Origin of the sequence: Butyrivibrio sp. WCD3002, from assembly GCF_000424265.1 — a bacterium.
Taxonomy (GTDB): Bacteria; Bacillota; Clostridia; order Lachnospirales; family Lachnospiraceae; genus Butyrivibrio.
Genome location: NZ_AUJO01000003.1, coordinates 59601 through 84692, shown reverse-complemented (window position 1 = coordinate 84692; position 25092 = coordinate 59601). Strand labels below are relative to the sequence as shown.

The following is a 25092-nucleotide window of genomic DNA, read 5'->3' as shown; positions in this document are numbered from 1 at the left end:
GCGGAGGAATGCATGATTACCGGAGAATTAAAAAACAAAATTGACAAAATATGGGAGACTTTCTGGACAGGTGGAATAACCAATCCCCTTGATGTCATAGAACAGTTTACATATTTACTCTTTATAAAACAGTTAGATGACGTTGAGACTACAAAGGAGCAGGAATCAAATTTCCTTGGCGTTCCTTATGAGCCAATGTTTCCGGGAGATTGTCAAAAATACAGATGGAGTAAGTTCAAGAATCTTGGTTCTGCAGAAGAGATGTACGACGTTGTCATGAACGGAGTATTCCCCTTTATCAAGAATCTTCATCAGGATGGCGATTCTGCTTATTCAAAATATATGGGCGATGCCATCTTCAAGATACCCACAGCATCTATGCTGACTAAGATTGTTGATGGTATAGATGGATTAGAGCTTGGTGATGATGATACCAAGGGAGATCTTTACGAGTACCTTCTTTCAAAAGTTGCAACTGCAGGTACTAACGGACAGTTCAGAACTCCGAGACATATCATTAAGATGATGGTAAATCTTGTAAAGCCTCAGCCTGATGATATTATCATTGACCCTGCTATGGGATCTGCCGGATTCCTTATTGAGGCTCAGACATATCTTCGTGAAAATCATGCAGATATGTTCCTGGATGAGAAAAAGAGAAAGCACTTCAACAACGACATGTTCTATGGAAATGATATGGACAGAACTATGCTTCGTATCGGTGCCATGAATATGCTTCTTCACGGAGTTGATAACCCGAATATTTCCTATAGAGACAGCTTATCCGAGCAGAATACGGATGTAGAGACATATTCACTTGTACTTGCCAATCCGCCTTTTAAGGGAAGCCTTGATTATGAAGCAGTGTCAGCTGATTTGCTGAAAGTTACTAAGACCAAGAAGACAGAGCTTCTATTCCTGGCATTATTCCTTAGAATTTTGAAAAAAGGTGGCCGCGCAGCAGTTATCGTTCCCGACGGAGTGCTCTTTGGGTCAAGTAATGCACATAAGCAGATCAGAAAAGAGATAATCGATAACAACAAGCTGGATGCAGTTATTTCTATGCCCAGTGGAGTGTTCAAGCCTTATGCCGGCGTGTCTACTGCTATTCTGATTTTCACAAAAACAGGAAGTGGTGGAACAGATAAAGTTTGGTTCTATGACATGAAGGCAGACGGTTATAGTCTCGATGATAAGCGCCAGGAGATTTCGGAAAATGATATTCCGGACATCATAAGCAGATTCAACAACCTTGATGCTGAGAATGGCAGAAAGAGAACCGAGCAGAGTTTCTTTGTACCGGTAAAAGATATCGTAGACAACGATTATGATCTGTCCATTAACAAATATAAAGAAGTGGTTTATGAAAAAGTCGAGTATGAACCAACTGATGTAATAATGGGCAAGATAGAAGCAATCGAAGCTGAAATTCAGACTGAATTTGCTGAACTTAAGAAGTTATTGGATATAAAATAAATTGAGATTTGTAGGGATGATAGATGAAATATAAACTTGGAGATATTTGTGAAATTGTATCTGGAAGCACGCCCAAAACAAGCGTTGAAGAGTATTGGGATGGAGATATTAAATGGATTACTCCAGCAGAGCTTACAGATGATTCATACATTATTGATGATACTGCTAGAAAATTGACTGAATTAGGCGTAAAAAAAACTGGCCTTACTCCTTTTCCGGCGGGGACAGTAATTTTGTCGTCCAGAGCCCCTATTGGAAAAGTAGCAATTGCGGGTTGCGAAATGTATTGCAATCAAGGATTTAAGAACCTTATTTGTTCCGACAAGATAAATAATAAGTATCTTTACTGGTTCTTGAAAGGGAATACAGCTTTTTTAAATTCTTTGGGAAGAGGCGCTACTTTCAAGGAAATATCAAAAGGCATAGTTGGCAATATTGAAATAAATGTTCCTGATGTAGCAGATCAGGAAAAGGCTGTTGTTAACCTTGAAAAGCTTAGTGAAATCATAAAGCTACGGAAGAGTGAACTAGAGGAATTTGACAACCTCATCAAAGCCCGATTTGTCGAGCTCTTTGGTGATCCTATGATAAATAATAAGGGCTTTGAACTCAGAAAATATGGCGAGTTATTTGAACTAAATGCAGGAGGAACTCCATCAAAGGCGAAACCTGAATACTGGAATGGTGGAACTATTTCTTGGATAGGTTCAAATATGTGTCAAAATGCATATATTTATGAAAACGATGGCAACTATATTACTGAAGAGGGAATGGCGCACTCTTCTGCGCGTATGTTCCCTGTTGATACTGTTTTAGTAGCACTGGTAGGAGCGACTATAGGAAAAACCGCGTTGCTTAAGTTTGAGACAACAACAAATCAGAACGTATTAGGCATAAGAAAGATTAGAGAAAACGGATATTTACCAGAGTTTATATTCTACTATACCCAAGGACTATATCAGAAGTTCTTGAATATAGGAGATGGTGGATTTGCTATGGCATCAAAAGGATTTATAAGTGAATTACCGCTTCCGGTAGTGGATATCCATTTACAGGAAGAGTTTTCTATGTTTGCTGAACAAGTCGACAAATCAAAAGTTGCAGTACAGAAGTCACTGGATGAGACACAGAAGCTATTTGATAGTTTAATGCAGGAGTATTTTGGATAAATGGCAAAAAAGAAAGAACTACAGATATCATCATCTGCCGCAGAATATCTTACATATATAGCGTCAACTGGAGATTCGTCAGAAAGTTTTGAGATGCGTTATGAAGATGAAAATATATGGCTTACGCAAAAAATGATGGCTTCGCTGTATGAAGTGGATGTAAGGACAATAAATGATCATATTCAGAAAATATATGATGATGGAGAATTGACTAAGGAGTCAACTATCCGAAATTTTCGGATAGTTCAAACAGAAGGAAGCAGACAAGTACAAAGGAATGTCATGCATTACTGCCTTCAACTGATTATTTCAGTTGGATTTAAGGTAAATAATGACAGGGCTGTTCGTTTCCGTAAATGGGCTGGTCAGATAGTAAAGGATTACACAATTCAAGGCTGGACCATGGATCCGGAACGTCTCAAAAAAGGCCATAAGTTTACTGAAGATTTTTTTGAAAGACAACTACAGCAGATCCGTGAGATCAGACTTTCTGAAAGAAGGTTTTATCAGAAAGTCACTGATATATATGCCACGGCCTTTGACTATGACAAAGATGCAAAAACAACGCAGAAATTTTTTAAGACTGTGCAAAACAAAATGCATTATGCTGTGCATAGGCATACTGCAGCAGAGCTGATAGTTGAACGAGCTGATGCCAATAAAGAGCATATGGGTTTAACTACATGGGAAAATGCTCCAGATGGAAAAATTCTAAAAGCGGATGTGACAATTGCTAAAAACTATTTATCTGAGGAAGAGATGAATTATCTTGAACGAATTGTCACATTATACTTGGATTATGCAGAACTTCAGGCTCAAAGACATATTCCTATGAGCATGGAGGACTGGGCAAAACGTTTGGATGGGTTCTTGGAGTTTAATGGAAATGAGATATTGACGGGTCCGGGAAAAATCAGCGCAGAAGAAGCTAAGCTGCATGCAGAGACAGAATATGAAAAATACAGAATAGTTCAGGATAGATTGTTTCAAAGTGATTTTGATAGGTTTCTTGAACTTGAAGATAAAATGAAAGAATAAAAACTATGGCTGAAGGACGCTGGTACAATGGGGGAAAGTACCAGTATGGAAGAGAAAATAGTTACTGTTCTTAATGAAATGGCAGATTATTTATCCGTGCTACAGATGAAAAAATTGCAAGAGGTTATGCTCGAGGCTTTTTCAGAAGGGACTCTTGAGAAGAAAGACATCACCAATGAAGAATATCTTAATATGTTCCTGGATGCTAAGAAAATAGAGGGATGTTCAGATAGAACCATACAATACTATGGTGTAACAATTGAAAAGTTGTTATCGGAAATAGAGGATCCAGTAAGAAAGGTTACCACAGAGAGGATTCGTAAATACTTGTCTGATTATCAACAAATCAAAAGTTGTAGCGTAAGAAATCGTATGTGAGATTTTTAAGTATAAACAAGACCCCAAAAAAATTGTAGGAAGGAGAGCAGTAATTGGAAACCAATTTTGATTACCTTTTAAACAAAAAGAAGTATTCTGATTTTGCTACTCAGGCTGTTGAAGCAGAGAGAAGTATAGCTATTTCACCGGCAACCTGTGCAATCCTGACAAGGAGAGCATTGGAGCTGGCGGTGCGATTTGTGTACTCATTTGATTCTGATTTGCGGCTGCCTTATCAAGATAATATTTCCAGTCTTATACACGAGGATACTTTCAGAAATATCATTGAACCCAGTCTGTTTCCGATGCTTAAATATACGATACATCTGGGCAATGTGGCTGTTCATACCAACAGTAAGATTAGGCGTGATGAAGCTATAATTGCGCTTAGAGATCTTTTTGAATTCTGCGATTGGGTTGATTATTCATATTCTTCAGATTACGAGGAGAAGACATTCGATGAATCCATACTTCCAACCGGAGAAGAGAAAAGAGTTAATCCCGGTGAACTGAAGGCTCTTTATGATGAGCTAAGCAGTAAGGATCAGAAGCTAGCGGATATTCTGAAAGAGAATGAAGAACTCCGCAAGCAAATGTCGGATGAGAGGAAGAAAAACAGAAAGAGCAGAAGCTTTGTTCCTGATAAGCTCAGTGAAGCTCTGACAAGAAAACACTATATCGATGTTGCACTGAAAGAAGCAGGATGGGTCATTGACAGGAACTGTACTATAGAGGTTCCTGTTGAAGGTATGCCAAATGCTACAGGCACGGGCTATGTTGATTATGTTCTGTGGGGCAAGGATAGTCTGCCCCTTGCGGTAGTTGAGGCGAAAAAGGCTTCTGTTGATCCGATAGTTGGGAGTCAGCAGGCAAAACTGTATGCAGATTGTCTGCAAAATAAATATAATCAAAGGCCACTTATTTTTACCACGAATGGCTTTGAGTTTTTCTATGTAAATGATTACATGAATTATCCCAAAAGAGAAGTATCGGGATTCCTGACTCAGGAAGAACTCCAGCTTGAAATTGATAGAAGAAAGCAGCGAATTCCGCTGGATAAGATTGACATAAGCGATGAGATAACAAACCGCCCCTATCAGAAAGAGGCGGTTACAGCCGTTTGCGAAGCTATTATGAAAAAACATAGAAAAATGCTGATAGTTCAGGCAACCGGCTCAGGTAAGACAAGAGTTAGTATCAGTATTGTTGATGTATTGCGCAGGCACAATTATGTAAAAAATATTTTGTTCCTTGCAGACAGAACAGCTCTTGTAAAGCAGGCGAAAAACAATTATACCAATCTGCTTCCGGATTTATCTTGCTGCAATCTTCTTGATAGCAAGGATGATCCAGAGAGCTGCCGCATGATCTTTTCAACATATCCTACTATGATGAACGCTATCGATGAGAAGAAAAACAAATTCGGTGAGCGTTTGTTTGGTCCCGGTCATTTTGATCTGATTATATGCGATGAGGTGCACAGATCAATTTATAAGAAGTATCAGGAGATATTCGAATACTTTGATGCAATGCTTCTTGGAATGACTGCTACTCCTAAAAATGAAATCGATAAGAATACCTATGGGATTTTTGATCTTGAAAGAGGCGTTCCGACATTTGCATATGAATTGGATAAAGCAGTCGAGGAAGGCTATCTTGTAAATTATTCTACGCTTGAATATAAATCAAAAATAATGGAGACAGGAATTCATTATGACGATTTATCTGATGAAGAAAAGGAAGCGTATGAGGAGTCTTTCTCAACAGATGAAACATTTAAGTATGATATATCAAGTGAAGAGATAAACACCTGGGTTTTTAACAAAGATACCATAGATAAGGTTCTTAAAGAACTTATGGAAAAAGGACTCAAAATAGAGGGCGGCGATAAGCTTGGCAAAACTATCATTTTTGCTAAGAACTCCTTGCATGCAGCTGAAATAGTAAAAAGATTTGAACATATCTTTCCAGAATATGGTGGAAATTTCATAAAGCAGATTGATTACAGCATAAATTATGTTGATTCTCTAATTGATGATTTTAGTACCAAGGAAAAAATGCCACAGATAGCTGTTTCTGTAGATATGTTGGATACAGGAATTGATATTCCTGAAATTCTTAATCTTGTTTTTTTCAAGAAAGTCAGAAGTTATTCAAAGTTCTGGCAGATGATTGGCCGTGGAACAAGATTGTGCGCTGATCTTCTTGGTGAAGGCATAGATAAGGAGAAGTTCCTTATATTTGATTTTTGTAATAACTTTGAGTTTTTTAGAGTTAATAAAAATGGAACCGAGAATGGAATTCAGGCAAGCCTTACAGAAAAAATATATAACACTAAGGCAATGATCTGTCGCGAACTTCAGGCAGCAGCTTATACAAGTGATGAGAAGTATATCAATTACAGAAAAGTGCTTGTTGAGGATTGCCATAAAGAGGTTGAAGACTTGAATGATAATAGTTTTATAGTTAAGCGTCATTACAAGTATGTCGAAGCATATAGGAATCTTCTGAAATGGAATGACCTTGAAACTGTAGAAATATCAGACATAAAGGAACATATTTCTCCGCTTGTCAGACCTAAGAAAGATAATGAACTGGCGAGAAGATTTGATTACTTGATATATAGTATAGACCTTGGCATGCTCCAAAGTAAAAATGTTCAGACACCTATAGATATTGTTGTAGGTGCTGCTGAAATGCTATCAACAAAGTATTCTATTCCACAGGTTGCAGCGCAGAAAGAAACGATTGAGAAAATTCAGACTCAGGAATTCTGGGATAATGCTACCATAATCGAATTGGAACATGTTCGTGATGCAATGCGTGGGTTATTGCAGTATTTAGATAAGATTAGCAAGAAGCCTATTTACACTGACGTTGAAGACACAATTACAGAATTAGAATCGGGTGGACCGATTTACACAAGCAACGACCTTAAGAATTATAGGAAAAAAGTAGAGTTCTATCTTAAGGAACATGAAGACAATATTTCTGTATATAAGCTTCGCAATAACAAAAAGCTCAATGAAGCCGATATGAAGGAACTTGAGAAAATTCTCTGGAATGATCTTGGCTCAAGAGAGGATTACAAAAAAGAGTACGGTGATACTCCTATTGGAAGACTTGTACGTAAAATAGTCGGTGTCGACAGAGCAGCAGTTAACGAAGCGTTCAGCAAGTTTTTATCAGATGAACATCTTAATGTTAATCAGATCAGATTTGTAAATCTAATCATTGACTATATTGTGGTGAACGGAAACATCGAGGATAGGTCAGTCCTTATGGGCGAACCGTTCCGATCTTATGGCAGCATAGTATCGCTTTTTAAGGATGATATGGGAACCGCGCAAGAGATAATGGATGTCGTTGAAGAGATTAAGAAAAACTCTGAAATGCTTGCGTGATTTTAGTGTTTTCTTTATGCAAAAGAGAATTTGTGAATGAAGATATCAAGTTATAAATATTCAAATTGTGAATGTTTGTTAAATGGTATCTAGAATGTCAATATATGTGTTGCCTTTGTTGAATGTTTTGATTGATTACTATCTAGCATTTTTAACGTGATTGGAAGGAGATGTATATGAATCTGGTAGCAGGAAAATGCCCTAACTGTGGAGCAATAATTAATGTTGATTCATCCAAAGATGCGGCAGTATGTGAGTACTGCAAAACACCATTCATAGTTGAGAAAGCAATTAAAAATGTTGATATCAATATTCAGAATGCAAATATTTCTCTCAATGAAGGTAATATCAATAACGTAAATAATATGAGCGTGAATGGTGGAAACGTGCATATAGATATGGCAAATACTGTGCAACACAATGTTACGAATATAAAGAAAGGTATGTTTGGCACACTGGCAGAAGGTATTTCAAGAGCAATAGAGATTGAAGCCGAGCATGATGCCAAAAGGCAGGATGAACTTAGTCAATATACAGGATTTATCATTATAGGAACGTTATTCTTGTTAGGCGTGGTTGTGGTTTGTATGATGGTATTCTATTTGCCTGAACAAATAGAATTTTATAAAAGAGTAAATAGCAGATACAACAGCGTAAAACAAAGCTTTTCTACAGAGGTTGAGGATGATAACTCTTTATCATATGATGATGCTGAAGCTTATTATGATGTATATGATGGACCCGCCTCACCATCAGAAGCAGATGTTGTTGAAATGTTGGCATCCATTGATAACATACTAGAAATTGAAGCTGTTACAGAGGAAAATGATAGTAATGAAAGTCTTAATAAACCAGGAGGATATAGTGCGGATATATTCTTCTCTTCTAAATATCTAGAGGGGACTAGAGCATTAGAAGATTGGGATGGAAATAGAATGAGTCCAATAGATGCTGGTACCGCTGGTGGGGGAAGCATAGAAATATATTCAAATGTTAGGGATGCAGAGGACAGATGTAAATATATACATGAAATGCAGAAAAAGATAGGCGGTGGAGAAAAGGATGCTATCGTAGGGACATGTCTTGTTAGAATTTCCAGGAAAATGAAGGCTTCAAAGCAAAATAAACTAATGAATTTAATAGTAGATGGGTTACAAACATTAGATTAATTAGTATTGATTTACATTATGAGGATTAAAATGGAGAACAAAGAAAACCGTGTATGGGGAATACACACAAAAGACGATATGCTTTTTCTTAACGGTAATCTTATTGCAATAGGTTGGGAAGAAATGGGTGATTTATCTCCGTTGAAGGACAGAGAGGATATCCGGAAGAAGATCGGTGAGTGCTATCCTGATTCTTCTAAACAATCTATAGCAACCAATACCGGGCAGGTTTTTCGCTTTCTGCAGGAAGTACAGGTGGGTGATTATATTGTGTTTCCTTCAAAAATTGACCGAATGATTAATATAGGTATTGTTGAGGGAAACTACTATTATGAAATCGGAGCCAAGGATTCTGGATTTAAATATCTCAATCGTCGAAAAGTGAAATGGCTAAAGCATATTTCAAGGCAGATGTTTTCACAAGGGGCGCTATACGAAGCAGGGTCAGCTTTGACGATATTTCAAATTAAAAACTATGCTGAGGAATTCTTGTCAGCATTAAATAGTGATTTTAAGAAAAAGGCTGAAGCTGTTCCAGTAGAGGACGATACTGTTGCTGCGACGGCGGAAGAAATACAAGAAAACACTAAGGATTTCATTCTAAAAGAACTAAGCAGACAGCTTAAAGGGTATAGTTTGGAGGGATTCGTTGCAAATCTTTTACAGGCCATGGGTTATCGAACCAAAGTATCAAAACAGGGTGGTGACAGTGGCATAGATATTATTGCTTATAAAGATGAATTGCCACCAAGAATTCTTGTGCAGGTAAAGAGTGTTGATGGAGATATTAAAGAAGCTACAATTCAATCCTTGAAAGGTGCTATGCGAGAAGGCGATTATGGATTGTTTGTGACTCTTTCCAATTATACGAAGAACGCACAGGCGTACCTTGATAATACGCCGATCATTCGCGGAATAAACGGAACTGAGCTGGTAGATCTTATTTTAATGTACTATGAAAAATTGAATGAAAAATATCAGAGAATGATCCCGTTGAAGAAAGTTTATATTCCAGTAGTAGAGGAAAAAGATGATATAAGCTAAGTTGGACTACCGACGAAAAGGAGAAGGAGAACAAAAGATGATTTATTGAGGTACTGCAATGATAGATATTACTTTTGATTTTACAACAGATTCTTTCGATTATTGGAAGGATTTTTGGGAAAACAACGATGGATTAGGAGCTGGTAACTGTGATCCGGATAGTTCCAGTCCAACATTGCAAGAATATCATAAGCAGTTATGGAGTAAGGAACTTCCTAATGGTCAATGGATGATGCTTGAAAAAGGCTTTGGGAGTGAATACTTCACGTGGAGTGGTTTTAGATTTGGTAGCGATTCTATAATCGTAGGCTTCAGATATAAGCGATACAGGCATATCATTGAGCAGGTAATGAATAGGGTTGGTGATTATAAAGCTTACTATGAGGATCTGATCAGGAAGTCATATACGATTGGGGGGATGGTTATATTCCCAAAGCACCAAAACAGTATCAATCAGAACAGGGGAACTAATAAGCTAATTGCTGATAGGTGGGACTTGACGCTAGAATGTATTAGAAAGTACTACAATGGTGAAGACAATCCGCTTATGCCAATATTTATGAGTGATAAAGCGTTCTTTGATTTGTTTGTAGATTTCAGAGGATATGTGGATTTTTTCTTTCTTCAGGACTGTGTGACAGATGATTATTCAAAGGTAAACATTTGGGATGGACAAGGCGATTTTTCAGAAGATGGATTGCCAAAAACAGTTGATGATTATTTTAATTATTTAGACAAAGAATTCGAGTTCCTAGATGCTCGTAATAAACGAATTGATGAGTATTGCAAGGAACATGGATTATAAAGGGAGACTGGACGAAAGGAGAATCCCATGAACGGACCATTTGACGACATTTTTGGAAACACACCCTTTGACCTTAACCGCGACGGCCACATTGATGGCGGAGAATGGGCATTTATTAACGACACTCTTTTCTCTGATGACCTGGACACTGATATAGATGAAGAAGATGAGCTTGAGGATGAGCTTGATATGGTGGGACTTGATAGAGATGAGCTGGAGTTAATGGATCCTGAGGAGCGCTGGGATGCCCTGGAAGATGCAGGACTTGATCCGGATGATTTTGAGGATTTTTAAATTAGATTGAGCTTTGGTTGATTGGGATATGAAAATTACCAAATCGCATTATATTAAGCGATTTGGTAATTTTTTTGTTGAAAAACTCAATAGTTGAGTTTAAAATTTAATCAAAATAAGTTACATGCAACTCATAATAAAGAGAAAATAAACATGAATCTATATTTTAAATTATTAAATAAGCCTGTTTTCAGGATGGATGATGTAAATAAATATTATGACAATATAACCAGTGCTCGTTCAGCAATACGAAGACTATTAAATGCCGGTATGGTCAAAAAGATACGGAACGATCTATATACATGCGTCAGTGGCGAAAATGGTGCAATCATAGCTGATCGTTTCCAAATAGGCTGTGCAATTAACGAAGGGGCATATATTTCACATCACTCAGCAATGGAGTATTACGGAATAACAGATCAGGTTATCTACGATGTATATATATCTTCGCAAACAGCATTTAATGATTTTGAATTTGAAGGATATCGGTATCATCATGTGAAACCTAACATTTCGCAAGGTGTGCAAATGCAGGAATTTTCGGGCGGTGTCATCGTTACTGACAGGGAACGGACAGCTCTTGACTGCATAAAGGATATGGACAAGATATCTGGAGCAGAGGAAGTTATTTCTAATATTGAGTCGCTAGGACGACTTCAAGAAAAAAGGCTACTCATGTATTTGAAAGGATATGACAATCAATTTCTCTATCAGAAAACTGGCTTCTTATTGGAAACATCCGTAGATAAGCATGGTTTGTCAGAGACTTTTTTTGATACTTGTAGAAACAAAGCTGGAAAGAGCAAACGATATTTTACTGCTTTGTCTAAAGGCGGGAGTTACAACAGTACATGGAAACTGGTGGTGCCTAAAAATTTATTTAATATGAAAAACGGAGAATAGGCGTAAGCCGATTTTTGATAATTGAATATGATTTTTAAATAATCTTAACCGTGCAGGCTATGTAGTGATATGATGTAATTACGAATATTTTTTATCAGCAGGAGACATACAAGATGACAGGCAAATATCCGGTTATTACATTATGCGGCAGCACACGTTTTAAGGACGAATTTATGGAAGCGCAGAAGAGACTTACTCTTGAGGGCAATATTGTCATCAGTGTAGGTCTCTTTGGTCATTCAGGGGATCAGGAAGTTTGGGAGAATATGGACGAAGGCACCCTTACCAAGACCAAGGAGATGCTGGATGACATGCATAAGCGCAAGATTGATATGGCAGACGGTATTTTTGTAATCAATGTAGGCGGTTACATTGGAGACAGCACCAGATCTGAGATTGAGTACGCAAGAGAACATGGGAAAAAGATTGAATACCTTGAGCCTGTTAAAGAGTAAGGAAAGTGAAAGTAGGCATGCGAAAGATGTCATTTCGGATATTGGAAGTTATCAGGGATTGAACTAAGGGAGACATAAATGATACGCATCACGGTATGGAATGAGTATAAGCATGAACAGGAGCTGGATGTAGTTAAGAAGGTATATCCGGATGGAATACACGGCTGCATCAAAGCTTTCTTATCGAAGGAAGATGATTTTGAAGTAAGGACAGCGACATTTTTTGATGAGGAGCACGGACTGACAGAGGAAGTGCTTGATAATACAGATGTACTCATCTATTGGAGTCACGCCCTGCAGGATGAGTTTTCAGATGAGGTTGCACAGAGGATTAAACGTCATGTTTTATCCGGAATGGGACTTATAGCTCTCCATTCTGCGCATTATTCTAAAATGCTGCGGCTCCTTATGGGCACTACCATGACGCTTAAATGGAAACATGATGAATCTGAAAAGCTCCGGTGCACGGCGCCTGCGCATCCTATAGCAAAGGAGATCCCGGAATGCATAGATATCCCTATAGAAGAGATGTATGGTGAGCCCTTTGATATTCCAAAGCCTGATGAGGTTGTCTTCACAGGATGGTTTTCAAATGGATATGTATTCAGGAGCGGATCTACTTTTACCAGAGGAAAAGGAAAAATCTTTTATTTTCAGCCGGGGCATGAGACTTGCCCAACATACTATATTCCTGAGATACAAAGGATAATCGTCAATGCAGTTCGATATTGCAATCCGGATGGAATAGTAAGGTCACTGCCGCAAAATGAGGAGATAAAAGGATGAAGCTTTCGGTATTCTATGATCATATAGTTGAGGCCCAGGAGCAGACGGGAAAAGATATAGACAGCATTCTTAAATATGTGAAGGAATGCGGTATAGATGCGCTCGAAATAAGACTAAGTCACCTGCAGAAGGATGAAAAAGCAGCCGGCAGGATAAAAAATGCAGGGCTTTCTGTCAGCTGTATTTTTGAATTTTATGATATGGGAAAAACAGATGAGACAGAGAAAATAAAGGCTCATCTTGATATGGCAAAAGAGCTTTCAGCGCCAAATATCATGATCGTTCCCGGCTTTTTGGAAGGCGGAGACGTAGACAAACTAAAAGAATATATGAAGGATGAGGCGAAGCTTTATTCCTTCTTTGATTCACATGATGAAGTAAAGCGCATGGCGGAAGGTATGAACAGGGCTGTGGCCATGGGCAAGGATATGGGAATTACAGTCCTTTTCGAAGACTTTGACGACTTCTCATCGCCGATGTCAGGAATAAACGGAGCTGCATGGTTCCTCGATAGGTGTCCCGGCATTGGATTTACCTTCGACTGCGGTAACTTTATCATGCACGATGAAGATGTGCTTTTCGCATTCGACAAGTTTTTCCCAAGGATAAAGCACGTTCACTGTAAGGACAGATCAGATGAAGCCATACCCGTTGGTGATGGAAGAATACCTATAAAGGAAGTGGTTACAAGGCTGGTAGAGTCCGGCTATGACGGATACTTTGCCATAGAACATTTTGATGCAAAGGATCAGATGGGCTTCATAGGAAAATCAGCCGGGTTCCTTAAAGCTCTATGAGGAGAGATAAGCGACAAGGAAGTGTAATATTTGGAAGAAGGTTCTGACCAATGAAAAAAATCTACATGCTAATTAACCTCATACCTCTTGGATTATTTTACCTGTGGGACTGTGTGCTTGGGATTGGCATAAATCCTGTCAGGCCTGTGATTGTATTGGGATTTTTGTTCTTGGATATTCTCCTTTCTGAGAGCATGAAAGACTACCTGTTGTCAGGACTGATCCTTTTTGCATCATCGGTAATCGGAGTCATCATAAACACGACCTGTTATTATTACACCGTCAGCAGCGATTTCGAAACTCCGATTGTAGGTGCTTTCATTGCTATTGTATATGCCATAGGCCTTGCTGTTTTCATTTGCATTGGTGCGATAATTGTTCATTTTATAAAGAAAAAATCCGTTGATGAAAAAGAAGATGATATGGAGTTATTTTTCTGAACTTAGATAACAAAGTCTGATTAATGAGGAGGACCGGTAGTCCTATCACCAGACTACCGGCCAGTGTTATGAAGAAAAGTGTCATGAGGGGTTTTCATCCTGGGGGAGGATGTTTTTCTACGTCCGCTAGCGGATCGTAGAAGGGGTTGCCAAGAGGTTTTGTGTGCCTCTCGATGTATTCATAATAATTCCCCAACCTTAATTGAACTTTAAAGTAATATGACGAAATTGTGAAAACTTGAAATTAAGACATTTTAGGAGGTCATATCTTCTTGGAATATTTTTGGAAGCAGCAGGATGACATCCCTGCAGGGATGGGATATCCTCTGTTTGGAACGGTACATATAATAAGCGCAGCTGTCACTCTGCTTGTTGCGGGAGCACTTATCTTTTTCATATGCCGCATGAAGTCTGACAGGCAGCGAAGAGTACTTAAGGGGATTCCTGTCCTGATGCTGGGTATGGAACTGTTTAAGGATTTATTTCTTGTTTCTGTTCACAGATTTAGCTTGTGGTATCTTCCGCTTCATATTTGCAGCATCGGGATTTTCATATTTCTTCTCAGGGAGTATCTTCCGGGGCAGAGGGCAAAGGATTTCTTTGGGGAGCTTTCATTTATTTTGATTTTTCCAAGCTCTGTGGCTGCGCTGATTTTTCCTGACTGGACGATCTATTATCCGGCTTTGAATTTCATGAACCTGTACAGCTACGCGTGGCATGGAATGCTTATCGTGTATCCTTTGGCGCTAAGATTAAATGGATATGTTATTCCTTCCATAAAAAGGATGCACTGGCCGTTGCTGTTTCTATGCTGCGTAACACCTTTCATATATGTTTTTGATAAGCTTTCGGGCTGCAATTTTTTCTTTGTAAATTATCCCGTGGCAAACAGTCCCTTATCTTTTCTTGAATCAGTCATGGGGAATCCGGGGTATCTTATAGGATATGCAGGGCTTGTTATGGCTGTGATAGCGATTGTATATTTGATGGATTCCATATGCGCCAAAACACTTTCTAAAAAGAAATTCTGAATCCATCCGGAGGTAGATAGGAAGGTATGAAAAAAGAGAAAAAATCCATGTGGGCGTGGTTCCCCATAACATTTTTGACGGCACTTTTTTGCTGCGTTTTGTGGGGGAGTGCGACGCCTGCTATCAAAATCGCATATCAGCTTTTTGGAATAAGCCCTGATGATACCGCATCCAGGATTATGCTGGCGGGGGCCAGATTTTTTCTTGCAGGTGTAATGACAATAGGCTTTGGATCGCTTCTTGCAAAGAGATTTCTTTTGCCAGGGCAGGACTCCTTTGGAAGCATTGCTGTGCTGTCATTTTTTCAGACAGTGGGACAGTACTTTTTCTTTTTCATGGCGCTGGCACATATCACAGGTGTCCGGGGCTCTATCATCAACGCTGCTGGGAACTTTTTTGCGATACTCCTTGCTGCGTATCTTTTTCATTTTGAAAAGTTCACACTTAGAAAATTTGCGGGATGTATCACGGGGTTTGCGGGGATATTCCTGATACTTGGAGGACTAAGTGCTTTTAATGGAGCGGAGTCGGTTTCTTTATCCGGTGAAGGTGCAATGCTCCTTGCTGCGATTTTCTATGCCCTTTCATCCTGCTGCATCAAGATTTATTCAAGAAAAGAGAATCCTGTTGTGCTCAGCGGATATCAGTTCATGCTTGGGGGTTCTGTTCTTTTCATAATCGGTTTTACCATGGGCGGACATCTTATTTTTGGAAGCATTTCCTGCGTGTTGAATCTTATTTATATGGGCTTTATTTCCGCAGGAGCCTATACTCTGTGGGGGATTTTGTTAAAGCACAACCCTGTCAGCAGGATATCCATACTGGGATTCATGAATCCGGTGATGGGAGTCCTTCTCTCGGCTATTTTCCTTGGAGAAAACAGGGAAGCATTTTCCATAACCGGGCTTATCTCTTTGTTATTAGTAGTTGCTGGAATCATCATAGTTAATACAGAGAAAGCGGGTAAGTCTAAAAGATAAAAAGTGAAAGCAGGGGATCGCCTTGTTGTTGTCGGGGATGATACAGGGGTTGCCCTGATCCCGGCTGAGTTTTACGTGAATATTTTGGATGTTTATATTACCGCTCGCGCGCGAGGATTTTGCATGCGGGATACTATGTAACCATCTGATCACACAATTGAAAATTGTATAAAAAATAGTTGCACAAAACGAAGCTGGCATATATAATATGAAAATGTTTGTTAGATATGGCTAACAAAGCAAGTTGCAACTTATTCAATTTAATAGACAAAATATAGACATTACAGGAGATTAGATATGAAAATCAATAAGTTAATTAGCCTTGTGCTTACAGCTGCTATGGCACTTACACTTACTGCATGTGGACAGCCCAATAAGAGAGCAGCCTCTGCTGAGACTGTTACAGTTACAGATGTAAGAGGTGAGGTGGAAATCCCTGCAAATCCGCAGCGTATTGTAGATTTAAGCGGAAACAGTGATATTCTTTCTATCCTTGGATATAAGGTTGTTGGTACAGCAAACAGTGATGCTTACGACTACACAAAGTTCCCGGCGTACCTGGAAGAGGAGCTTTCCGGTGCTGAGATTTTAGGATATAGCATGCAGGATACAATGGATATCGAAAATGTTATGAATCTTAACCCTGACCTGATCATTATTTCAACAGTTCAGGAAAAGCTTTATGATCAGCTTTCAGCGATCGCACCTACAGTAATGATTCAGCTTGAGGCTCTTAACTGGAAGGACGATATTTACACAATTGCAGAAATCTTTGGTAAGACAGATGCTGCAGATGCATGGCTGTCAAACTATGAAGCAAAGGCTACAGAAGTAGGAAATCAGATCAAGGAAAAGTTTGGCGATGACACATCATATCTTTCATTCCTTGCAAGTGGTGGTCAGTTCTTCGTATTTACAGGTGCAGGCTTCGGTTCAGTTCTTTATGAGGATCTGGGACTTGCAAGACCGGCAGGTCTTCCGGAGCAGGATGACATCAGCCTTCCGGTAGTCACCTACGAAGGATTAGCATCAATCGAAGCAGATGTAATCTTTGCTATCGCAACAGACGATGATAAGGCAGACATGGATTCAAATGCTATCTATAACAGCCTTGATCCGGTTGTAAACGGAAAAGTCGTAGACCTTCCTTCATCACCATACTTCAATCAGGGATATAGCTGCATTGGAAGAGAATTGTTGCTTGATGAAATTTCTGATATGTTAGGGAATTTAGAATGAAAAAAATTACTGGAGAAATAGTAATTCTATCAGCAGGCATCCCGGCTCTTGTAGTCGGGGTGCTAATTGCTGTTTTAAAAGGAAGCATGGATATAGGAATAGATGATATTGTAAATGCGCTATTTAGATATTCAGGCTCCCTTGAAGATATGTTAATAAGAGATGTACGTTTGCCAAGAGCAATTGCAGCAGTGATGGTTGGAGGCAGCCTTGGACTCTCCGGAGCCCTGATGCAGGGTGTTACCAGAAATCCAATCGCAGAACCATCCCTCCTTGGAATCAGTCAGGGGGCTACATTGGTGGTGGCTGTTTTTTATGCCTTAGGAAAGTCTGCCACCCTCTTTGGAACTCTTGGAGCATCCCTGGCAGGAGCACTTGTCACAGGTCTTGTGGTAATTATTTTTGCACTTTATAATCCATCAAATATGTCAGTATCAAGATTACTTTTAGCCGGAACTGCTCTTAGTACATTTTTGATCTCCATTACAAATATCATTGGCCTTTTATCAAATCAGTCTCAGATGATTGGTTTTTGGGTAGGCGGAGGATTCAGAAATGCAGGCTGGAGTGAAGCTGTACTTGCAATGGTGGTAGGCATCATTGCCCTTGTGATCGCTATATTTTTTTCACCCAAAATAAATATAGTTAGCCTTGGAGATGATGTTGCTACAGGACTTGGAGCTAATCCTAAAAAGGTCAGATTTTCCACATTACTGTTGATGATCCCTCTTTGCGCCATGACAGTTGCAGTGGGGCGCACTATTGGATTTGTAGGTCTTATTGTTCCTCAGATAGTAAGACTTACAATCGGTGAAGATTATCGCAAGATCATCCCTTACAGCTTTTTGCTTGGCTCAGTGCTTGTGGTATTTTCCGATATCCTGGCTCGCACTCTTTACGACCCCTACGAAATACCTGTAGGAATATTTACATCCTTGCTGGGCGTGCCATTTTTCTTATACATGGCAGGAAGGAGCAAAGGATGAAAAAGAAACTGACATTTATAATTCTGGCTCTGTTGTGTCTTAAAGCGTTTCTGCTATCCATGTACTGGGGCAGTTATCGGATAAATGTATCGGAAATCTTTGCTGTGTTTTTAGGCAAAGGTGAAAACATGGCAAGAATTGCCATAATGACAATAAGATTGCCCCGTACCATCATGGCGATATTTGTGGCTGTGGGCCTTGCTACATCGGGAGCAATCCTTCAGACCATCACTAAAAATGATCTGGCGGACCCGGGTGTAATGGGAATCAATTCCGGCGCCGCACTTGCAGCAGTGCTTTTTGTAGAGCACCAGACAGCAGCTTATTACACAGAGCTTGGAGAATTTTCCATTTACATGCTTCCGCTGTTTGCTATAACAGGTGCGGTGATTTCAGCAGTTTTTATCTATGTGTTGTCATGCTTTGGAGGCTTTTCCAACACCAGGATGCTTCTTACAGGTATCGGTGTAAATGCCGGAATCAACGCCTTTATCAGCTTTAGAACATTTAGATTTGGAAACAATGAATACAACAAAATCCTTACCTGGACCACAGGTTCTTTGTGGGGCTCAGGCTGGTCCTATGTAAAGGTTATTGTTCCGATTATAGTAATTACTTTCATCATTGCAATCTACAATAATAAAAAGCTGGATGTGATGCAGTTTAATGATGAAGTTGGTACAGGTCTTGGATTAAATGTAGATAAGGCCAGAGTAGGGCTTCTGATTTTATCAGTAGTAATGGCAGGAACAGCTACAGCGTTTGCAGGAAACATTGGTTTCTTAGGGCTGGTTGCTCCGCATATAGCAAAGAAGCTTTTAGGAAACAGGCACAAAGCATTTATTCCTGCATCAGCCATGATAGCAGTGGTAATTCTCATTTTTGCAGATGCCATTTCAAGAAACTTGTTCTCGCCAATAGAACTGCCTGCCGGAATTACGGTATCAGTAATCGGTGTTCCATATTTCCTGTATCTGGTTTGGAAAAATAAAGAAAGTTAGTGGTGTAATATATGACAGACAATATTGCAATATCCGTAAAAAATCTGGATGTTGGTTATGACAACAATCTCATTATTAACGATATGAATCTTGATATCCCCAAGGGGAAGATATCTATCATCATTGGCGCAAATGGATGCGGAAAATCCACTCTTCTTAAATCCATGGGCAGAATGATTAAGCCGATTGATGGAGAAATCTACATCAACAATAAAGGTATCAAAAAATACAAGGACAAGGATCTGGCAAAGACAATGGCAATCCTTCCGCAGACTCCCAAATGTCCCGACTCAATCACTGTAAAAGAGCTGGTGGGCTTTGGAAGATATCCTTATCAGTCTGCAATGTGCGGAATGTCCAAGGAAGACAATTCCATTATTGAAGATGCCATCGAAAAAACAGAACTTACTGACTACAAGAACAGAGGAGTCAGCACCCTGTCGGGAGGTCAGCGCCAGAGAGCCTGGATCGCCATGACCTTAGCGCAGGATACAGATATAATCTTACTTGATGAGCCAACCACATATCTGGACATGGCATATCAGCTTGAAATCCTCACACTCCTTAGAAAGCTTAATGAGGAGAAGGGCACTACCATTGTCATGGTCTTGCATGAGCTGAATCTGGCCTGTAAGTTTGCGGACAACATAATAGGCCTTAAAAAGGGCAGCGTAATCTGCCAGGGAAGACCCGCTGACGTTATTACTACAGAATGTCTTCATGCTATCTATGGCATCGATGCCTGCCTTGTTCAAAGTGAAAATGGCTATCCTATTTGTATTGATTTTAAGTAAAGGTTTTATGGCAGAGATTTTTTAAATATATAATATTGGAAAAAATGATGCCGGAATGATTATAGAAATCGATAAAAAGCAGACTAAAGTAATGTGATGAAATTGTGAAATATATCGCTGTAGAATACGTTAGATTATGTAAAGTGAAAAATTAACTTCGATTAAATTTTTAAGTAATGAGTTGTAAAATGAATTATAATTGTATTTGGTGCATCAGTTCAGATTTAAACAGAGAATAGATGCATCGGTGTGAAATAGAAGAGGTTTTAGGAAGGGGTTACACAATGAATAAGAAGAGATTTGTTTGGCTTTCATTATTTTTGATGGTGCTTGCACTGACCTTTGGAAAAAAGGATGTGCAGGCTGCAGAGTTTGTTTGCGGATTGACAGAAGACAATATCACCTGGAGTCTTTATGATGACGGAACACTTGTTATAAATGGGACTGGCAAGGTAGAGGAAAAGAGGCAATATAATGTTCATAAAAGCCAGATTAAGAAAATTGTGATTGGGGAAGGCATTACAGATATAGAGGGCTTTTCTGATTATACTGCCTTGGAAGAGGTTGAATTGCCAAGCACCCTTGAGGGAATAGGGCATAGTGCCTTTATAAGGTGTAGTAGCCTTAAAGAAGTTGAGTTACCGGAGACTGTTAAATATATTGGAATATCTGCATTTTTGGGATGCACCAGTCTTGAAAAAATAAACTTTCCTGACTCCTTAAATATTCTTTGGCATTATGCTTTTTCTGGTTGTACAAGCCTTAAGAGCGCAATATTACCATATTCATTAAGCGATGTTCCGAGTGGTATTTTTCATGGATGCACCAGTCTTGAAAAAGTCAGACTTCCCAGGAAAATTTCAAAAATTAAAGATGATACGTTCGGTGGTTGTATAAGTCTTAAAGATGTGGAGATGCCTCTGGAACTTTATGAAATCAGTGATAATGCATTTTTCGGCTGCCAAAGCCTTCAGGAAATAGTTATCCCTGCCAGTGTTGAGTATTTTGGTAATAATTGCTTTAGAAATTGCTACTCTTTAAGTAATATTGAGATGTCTGATAAACTTTTTAGTAGTCTTACTGACAAAGCTAAAAAGCAATCTTTTGCCAATACAAAATGGTATGTAGAGCAGACGACTCCTTTTATTGGAAAAATAGACGAATGTACTTATGTTATCAATGCTGATTGCAGCATGACTGTAACAGGAGGCGATGATTTTAAGTTTTATCAGCTTGATTGGGGCTATTCAGAAATTATAAATACTCTTATTATAGGCCCAAACATAAAAAGTGTTTCATTGAATTACGGAACTGAAAATCTTGAAAAGATAATAAATAAATCTGATGCTCTGATTAGACTTTGGACACCCAAAGGCTATTCCTGGTGTGACATAAATGATCAGTCGTGTAAAATAAAAGAGCTTGGCAAGGGTACTGCTATCAGAGTGGAAGGAGATCTTCCGGAGAAAACTGAAGGAGGTTCTCAGTCAGGTAGTTCGGAGAGTGGCTCTCAGTCCGGTAATAGTGGCAATGGCTCTCAGTCTGGAAATGCCGGAAACGGTGATCAGGCAGCTTCCGAAAAAGTAAACATACAGCAGGCAGAAGAAACAGGTCTTAAACCGAATGCAAAGGCGAAGATTTCAGGTGGTATAACTGTTCAGGCCAGTGCTGACGGTTCTTCTGTTCGAATTATTTCTGCAGAAAACAAGAAGAAGCTTACAATACCCGCAACAGTTAAGGTTGAAGGTAAAGAATATCCCGTGACGGAGATTGCTAAAAAGGCAGTTACCGGTAAAAAGGTTGCGCAGCTTACTGTAGATGCAAGGAACCTTACTAAGGTTCATAAAGATGCTTTCAAAGGCGCAAATAAGCTTTCCAAGATGACAGTTAAGAAGGCTAAAAAGGGCACAAAGATTGCAAAGCAGCTAGAGAAGGCTTTAAAGCGAGCAAATAAAAAAGCAAAGATCAGTTATAAAAAGTGAGATTTTCTGATGCGGCATACGATGTCTGTTGAGTTCTGTGCCAAAAGAGTTACAGTGAATTTTCCATCTGAAGGAAGAGTCACCTTGTAGCAATCGTGCTGACCCATTCTGAGTTCATTCCAATTTCCCGAATAGTCAGTAGTTGGCTGCATGGGAGTAGGATTGGTTATGCTTCCCGCTGCATGAACTTTGATGGCTGTCTTGGGAGCAAATGCGTATGCTGATGTAAAAGTAAGACATATCGCAAGTGCTAAAATGTTGGCATAATTGTTGCTTTAGTGGGCAATGAAGAACGTTTTTACGCAGAGAAAATTATTGCAAGGAGGTTAATAATGAAGGTGAAAAAAGTGTTTGGGGTAGTAGCTGCGTTTGTCATAGCGGCTACAACCACGTGGGTTAGTCCTGCGCCGCAGGTAGAAGCAGCAGATAATCTGGTTTATGAGTATGATGCGAATGGTTCTGCGAAGGTCGTAAAACCTGAGGCAAAAAGACTCATGCCTGTGACTTTAAATGATGGAGGACAGGATGCATCATATCCTCAGAATCTCAGGTGGGATGACGTCAACAAAGGGTGGGCGTATTTTGAGAAAGGCACCGGAGAAGCATACTATTTTCTCAAGTTATATCGCAATGGCGAACAATGTGGCAGATGGAATTTGGGAGAGTTGAAGTATGAGACTCCAATCATAAAGAAAAAAGGTAATGGCTTTATTATCAATACAGCTAATGATTTTAAACAATCCGGTACCTATACATTTAAAGTAAAAGCAGCTGTTAACGATAATGACAGTGAATTTGAAAGTGGAAAAATTAGTACAAGCGGAGAATACACTTACAACAAGCCTTTAATTAGTATAGAAACGCCGACCAATCCTCGTTGGAGTACCACAAAGCCGGGAGTTGCACTTTGGAATCCAGTAGACAATGCAGCAGCCTACATGGTTTGGCTTCAAGTACTGGAACCGGGTGCATCTTCTCCGAAAGGTTCAGTTGGACTGTATGTGGACGGTGGCAATAGCAGTTCTGTAGATTTTTCCAATCATATTGGTGATACCTCTGCTGATGTAAAGTATAGATTTGTGGTGTCTGCCTACAGCCCGAATATAGAATTATATGCACACGGAGTAAACTCCCAGCCTTCTGAATATTGGGCCGGATCAAAATTCCCCGGCGCAGGCAATTCTGATGCTAAATCTGCCACAAATAATATTAAGAATGCGCAGACTGCGACACAGGCTCAGTCTGCTCTTGACAGCTTTGTAAAATCAGTTGATAAGGACGCTCTTGCTTTGAATTTGCAGTCAAATTCCGATGCAAGAAATGAACTTACTGATATGGAGAATGCCTATAAATCGAAGGCAAAGGTTACTGTTTCCAACAATGTCACAGTGAAGGGTATAGACAGCAGCAAAGTATCGATCATCGGCGCAGGTCTTAATGCCAATGCCAATGAGAATGTGTCCTTCAATATTTCAAACACAAATGAAAGTTCCAAGAAGGCCATTAACACAAATCTGTACAAGAACATTGTTCAGCTCGATTTGAATATTTCAAATGCCGGAAGGGTATCTGCTGATGGTAAACTGGCTGTACCTGTAGTTATCACAATGCCTGTACCTTTAGGGATGAATCCTACTATGATGTACATACTTCATTTCCATCACTCAGATGACGGATTTGATCTGATCCATCCAAGAATTAATAGCGATGGAACAATTTCTTTCACAGTAACTAACTTCAGTACTTTTGCATTTGTTGATACTCTTAACGTTGGTGATTCAGTTACAGACAGCAAGAGCAACAAGTACAAGGTAACAGGAACTGACACGGTAGAGTTTGTTGCACCTAAGAGTAAGAAAGCTACTTCAGTGAAAATTGCTGACACAGTAGTAATCGGCGATTCAACCTACAAGGTTACATCAATCGCTGACGGTGCTTGCAAGAGCATGAAAAATCTTAAGAGCGTAACAATCGGAGCGAATGTCAAGACTATCGGAAAGAACGCATTTAAGGGCTGTAAGAAGCTGAACAAGATAAACGTAAATGCAAAATCACTGAAGACCATCGGCAAAAATGCATTTAGCGGCATCGACTCAAAGTGCAAGATAACAATCACCATCAATAAAAAGAGCCAATACAACAAGGTTGTATCTAGGTTCAAGAGTAAAGGCGCCAAGAAGGCATCCTTCAAAATGAAGAAGGGTAAATAAGAATTAGAATAAGAAAGGACAATCGACGATGTATCGATTGTCCTTTTTTGTAGTTTTTGGGGAAACTTCTATGAAATACTGCGAAGCATAGGCTATAATTGAAGCATATGTGAATTTAGGAAGGTCTAAAAGTGATGATAGCGAGCACGATAATTTAAGTTTGTTGATTAGATACACCTTTGACAAAAGAAAAAATTTGAAATGGGGAAAAGTTTTGGAAATAGTATTAGCTACTGAGAATGACAGAAAACAGGTAATGGATTTATATAATGAGCAGAAGGGCAGGGAGTTTTGTTTTTGGGATGAGGATTATCCATCAGATGAGACCATTGATTTCGACCTGTCCCGAGATGCTTTATTCGTAGTAAAAGAAAACGACAAGGTCGTAGCTGCAATATCTCTTGAAGAGGATGATGCAGTGGACAGTCTTGATTGCTGGGATAAAAGTATATTCCCCGGTGGGGAGCTTGCGAGAGTTGCGGTTTCGCCATCACTTCAGAGCAAGGGTATCGGCAGACAGCTTATAGCACATGGCATGAAGACTTTGAAGGAACGCGGATACAGAAGCATCCATTTTCTTGTAAATAAGGAAAACAAGAAAGCCATTTCGTGCTATTCCCACTTTGGCTTTAACGTGGTGGGGGAATGCTTCATGTACGATCAGGATTTTCTTTGCTATGAAAAGGAACTGTAATAACCTTCTTTGCACTG

23 protein-coding genes and 1 pseudogene are annotated in these 25092 nt (G+C 39.4%); 23 read left to right on the top strand and 1 reads right to left on the bottom strand.

What is annotated here, in order from left to right; translation table 11 throughout:
- The first annotated feature begins 12 nt into the window (after positions 1-12).
- The 21 genes and pseudogenes from G608_RS0105730 to G608_RS22260 all read left to right on the top strand — a co-directional run bounded on the left by G608_RS0105730 (position 13) and on the right by G608_RS22260 (position 22171).
- On the top strand, positions 13-1476 hold the full coding sequence (locus tag G608_RS0105730; protein WP_026495229.1) for a type I restriction-modification system subunit M: 1464 nt from the start codon (positions 13-15) through the stop codon (positions 1474-1476).
- Between the two features lie 23 nt (positions 1477-1499).
- Complete coding sequence (locus G608_RS22270) at positions 1500-2645, top strand: restriction endonuclease subunit S (protein ID WP_051208897.1); 1146 nt, start codon at positions 1500-1502, stop codon at positions 2643-2645.
- A complete protein-coding gene (locus G608_RS0105720; protein WP_026495228.1) occupies positions 2646-3683 on the top strand; it encodes a virulence RhuM family protein in 1038 nt (345 codons plus the stop codon).
- A gap of 45 nt (positions 3684-3728) precedes the next feature.
- Positions 3729-4043 (top strand): annotated as a pseudogene (locus G608_RS0105715) (phage integrase N-terminal SAM-like domain-containing protein); the annotation flags it as partial.
- 71 nt (positions 4044-4114) lie between these two features.
- Positions 4115-7465 carry a DEAD/DEAH box helicase family protein gene (locus G608_RS0105710; protein ID WP_026495226.1) on the top strand — a complete coding sequence of 1117 codons (3351 nt, stop codon included), beginning with the start codon at positions 4115-4117 and terminating at the stop codon, positions 7463-7465.
- A 176-nt stretch (positions 7466-7641) separates the two neighbouring features.
- The gene (locus tag G608_RS22265) at positions 7642-8634 is read left to right on the top strand and encodes a zinc ribbon domain-containing protein (protein ID WP_051208895.1); all 993 of its coding nucleotides are present in this window, start codon (positions 7642-7644) and stop codon (positions 8632-8634) included.
- Positions 8635-8664: 30 nt separating this feature from the next.
- Positions 8665-9678 carry a restriction endonuclease gene (locus G608_RS0105700; protein WP_026495225.1) on the top strand — a complete coding sequence of 338 codons (1014 nt, stop codon included), beginning with the start codon at positions 8665-8667 and terminating at the stop codon, positions 9676-9678.
- A gap of 58 nt (positions 9679-9736) precedes the next feature.
- Positions 9737-10483 carry a DUF6994 family protein gene (locus G608_RS20060; RefSeq protein ID WP_035794826.1) on the top strand — a complete coding sequence of 249 codons (747 nt, stop codon included), beginning with the start codon at positions 9737-9739 and terminating at the stop codon, positions 10481-10483.
- Positions 10484-10510: 27 nt separating this feature from the next.
- Positions 10511-10777 (top strand): hypothetical protein, encoded by a 267-nt coding sequence (locus G608_RS0105690; protein ID WP_026495224.1) that lies wholly within the window; start codon positions 10511-10513, stop codon positions 10775-10777.
- Between the two features lie 93 nt (positions 10778-10870).
- Complete coding sequence (locus tag G608_RS0105685) at positions 10871-11680, top strand: type IV toxin-antitoxin system AbiEi family antitoxin domain-containing protein (RefSeq protein WP_442852213.1); 810 nt, start codon at positions 10871-10873, stop codon at positions 11678-11680.
- Positions 11681-11793: 113 nt separating this feature from the next.
- Entirely contained in the window at positions 11794-12135 is a 342-nt protein-coding gene (locus G608_RS0105680; protein WP_026495222.1) for a hypothetical protein, read from the top strand.
- A 78-nt stretch (positions 12136-12213) separates the two neighbouring features.
- Positions 12214-12921 (top strand): ThuA domain-containing protein, encoded by a 708-nt coding sequence (locus tag G608_RS0105675; RefSeq protein ID WP_026495221.1) that lies wholly within the window; start codon positions 12214-12216, stop codon positions 12919-12921.
- The gene (locus tag G608_RS0105670; RefSeq protein ID WP_026495220.1) at positions 12918-13718 is read left to right on the top strand and encodes a sugar phosphate isomerase/epimerase family protein; all 801 of its coding nucleotides are present in this window, start codon (positions 12918-12920) and stop codon (positions 13716-13718) included. The genes G608_RS0105675 and G608_RS0105670 overlap by 4 nt, the downstream gene beginning before the upstream one ends.
- Before the next feature lie 50 nt (positions 13719-13768).
- Positions 13769-14158, top strand: coding sequence for a hypothetical protein (locus tag G608_RS20055; RefSeq protein WP_051208893.1), 390 nt, complete (start codon positions 13769-13771; stop codon positions 14156-14158).
- A 272-nt stretch (positions 14159-14430) separates the two neighbouring features.
- A complete protein-coding gene (locus G608_RS0105660; RefSeq protein WP_026495219.1) occupies positions 14431-15189 on the top strand; it encodes a YwaF family protein in 759 nt (252 codons plus the stop codon).
- Positions 15190-15215: 26 nt separating this feature from the next.
- A complete protein-coding gene (locus G608_RS0105655) occupies positions 15216-16169 on the top strand; it encodes a DMT family transporter (RefSeq protein ID WP_051208891.1) in 954 nt (317 codons plus the stop codon).
- A gap of 297 nt (positions 16170-16466) precedes the next feature.
- The gene (locus G608_RS0105650; RefSeq protein ID WP_026495217.1) at positions 16467-17408 is read left to right on the top strand and encodes an ABC transporter substrate-binding protein; all 942 of its coding nucleotides are present in this window, start codon (positions 16467-16469) and stop codon (positions 17406-17408) included.
- Positions 17405-18394 carry a FecCD family ABC transporter permease gene (locus G608_RS0105645; RefSeq protein ID WP_026495216.1) on the top strand — a complete coding sequence of 330 codons (990 nt, stop codon included), beginning with the start codon at positions 17405-17407 and terminating at the stop codon, positions 18392-18394. Before G608_RS0105650 ends, G608_RS0105645 begins: the two co-directional genes overlap by 4 nt.
- Positions 18391-19395 carry a FecCD family ABC transporter permease gene (locus G608_RS0105640; protein WP_026495215.1) on the top strand — a complete coding sequence of 335 codons (1005 nt, stop codon included), beginning with the start codon at positions 18391-18393 and terminating at the stop codon, positions 19393-19395. Before G608_RS0105645 ends, G608_RS0105640 begins: the two co-directional genes overlap by 4 nt.
- An 11-nt stretch (positions 19396-19406) precedes the next feature.
- Positions 19407-20189 (top strand): ABC transporter ATP-binding protein, encoded by a 783-nt coding sequence (locus tag G608_RS0105635; RefSeq protein ID WP_026495214.1) that lies wholly within the window; start codon positions 19407-19409, stop codon positions 20187-20189.
- A 284-nt stretch (positions 20190-20473) separates the two neighbouring features.
- Positions 20474-22171, top strand: a complete 1698-nt coding sequence (locus G608_RS22260; protein ID WP_026495213.1) for a leucine-rich repeat protein — start codon at positions 20474-20476, stop codon at positions 22169-22171.
- Here G608_RS22260 and G608_RS23545 read toward each other — a convergent pair.
- Positions 22159-22323 (bottom strand): hypothetical protein, encoded by a 165-nt coding sequence (locus G608_RS23545; protein WP_196810143.1) that lies wholly within the window; start codon positions 22321-22323, stop codon positions 22159-22161. The two genes, G608_RS22260 and G608_RS23545, sit on opposite strands and share 13 nt — an antisense overlap.
- Positions 22324-22503: 180 nt before the next feature.
- On the opposite strand from G608_RS23545, the gene G608_RS0105625 reads away from it, so the two are divergent.
- The gene (locus G608_RS0105625) at positions 22504-24381 is read left to right on the top strand and encodes a leucine-rich repeat domain-containing protein (RefSeq protein WP_026495212.1); all 1878 of its coding nucleotides are present in this window, start codon (positions 22504-22506) and stop codon (positions 24379-24381) included.
- A gap of 214 nt (positions 24382-24595) precedes the next feature.
- Positions 24596-25075, top strand: coding sequence for a GNAT family N-acetyltransferase (locus G608_RS0105620; protein ID WP_026495211.1), 480 nt, complete (start codon positions 24596-24598; stop codon positions 25073-25075).
- Positions 25076-25092 lie beyond the last annotated feature (17 nt).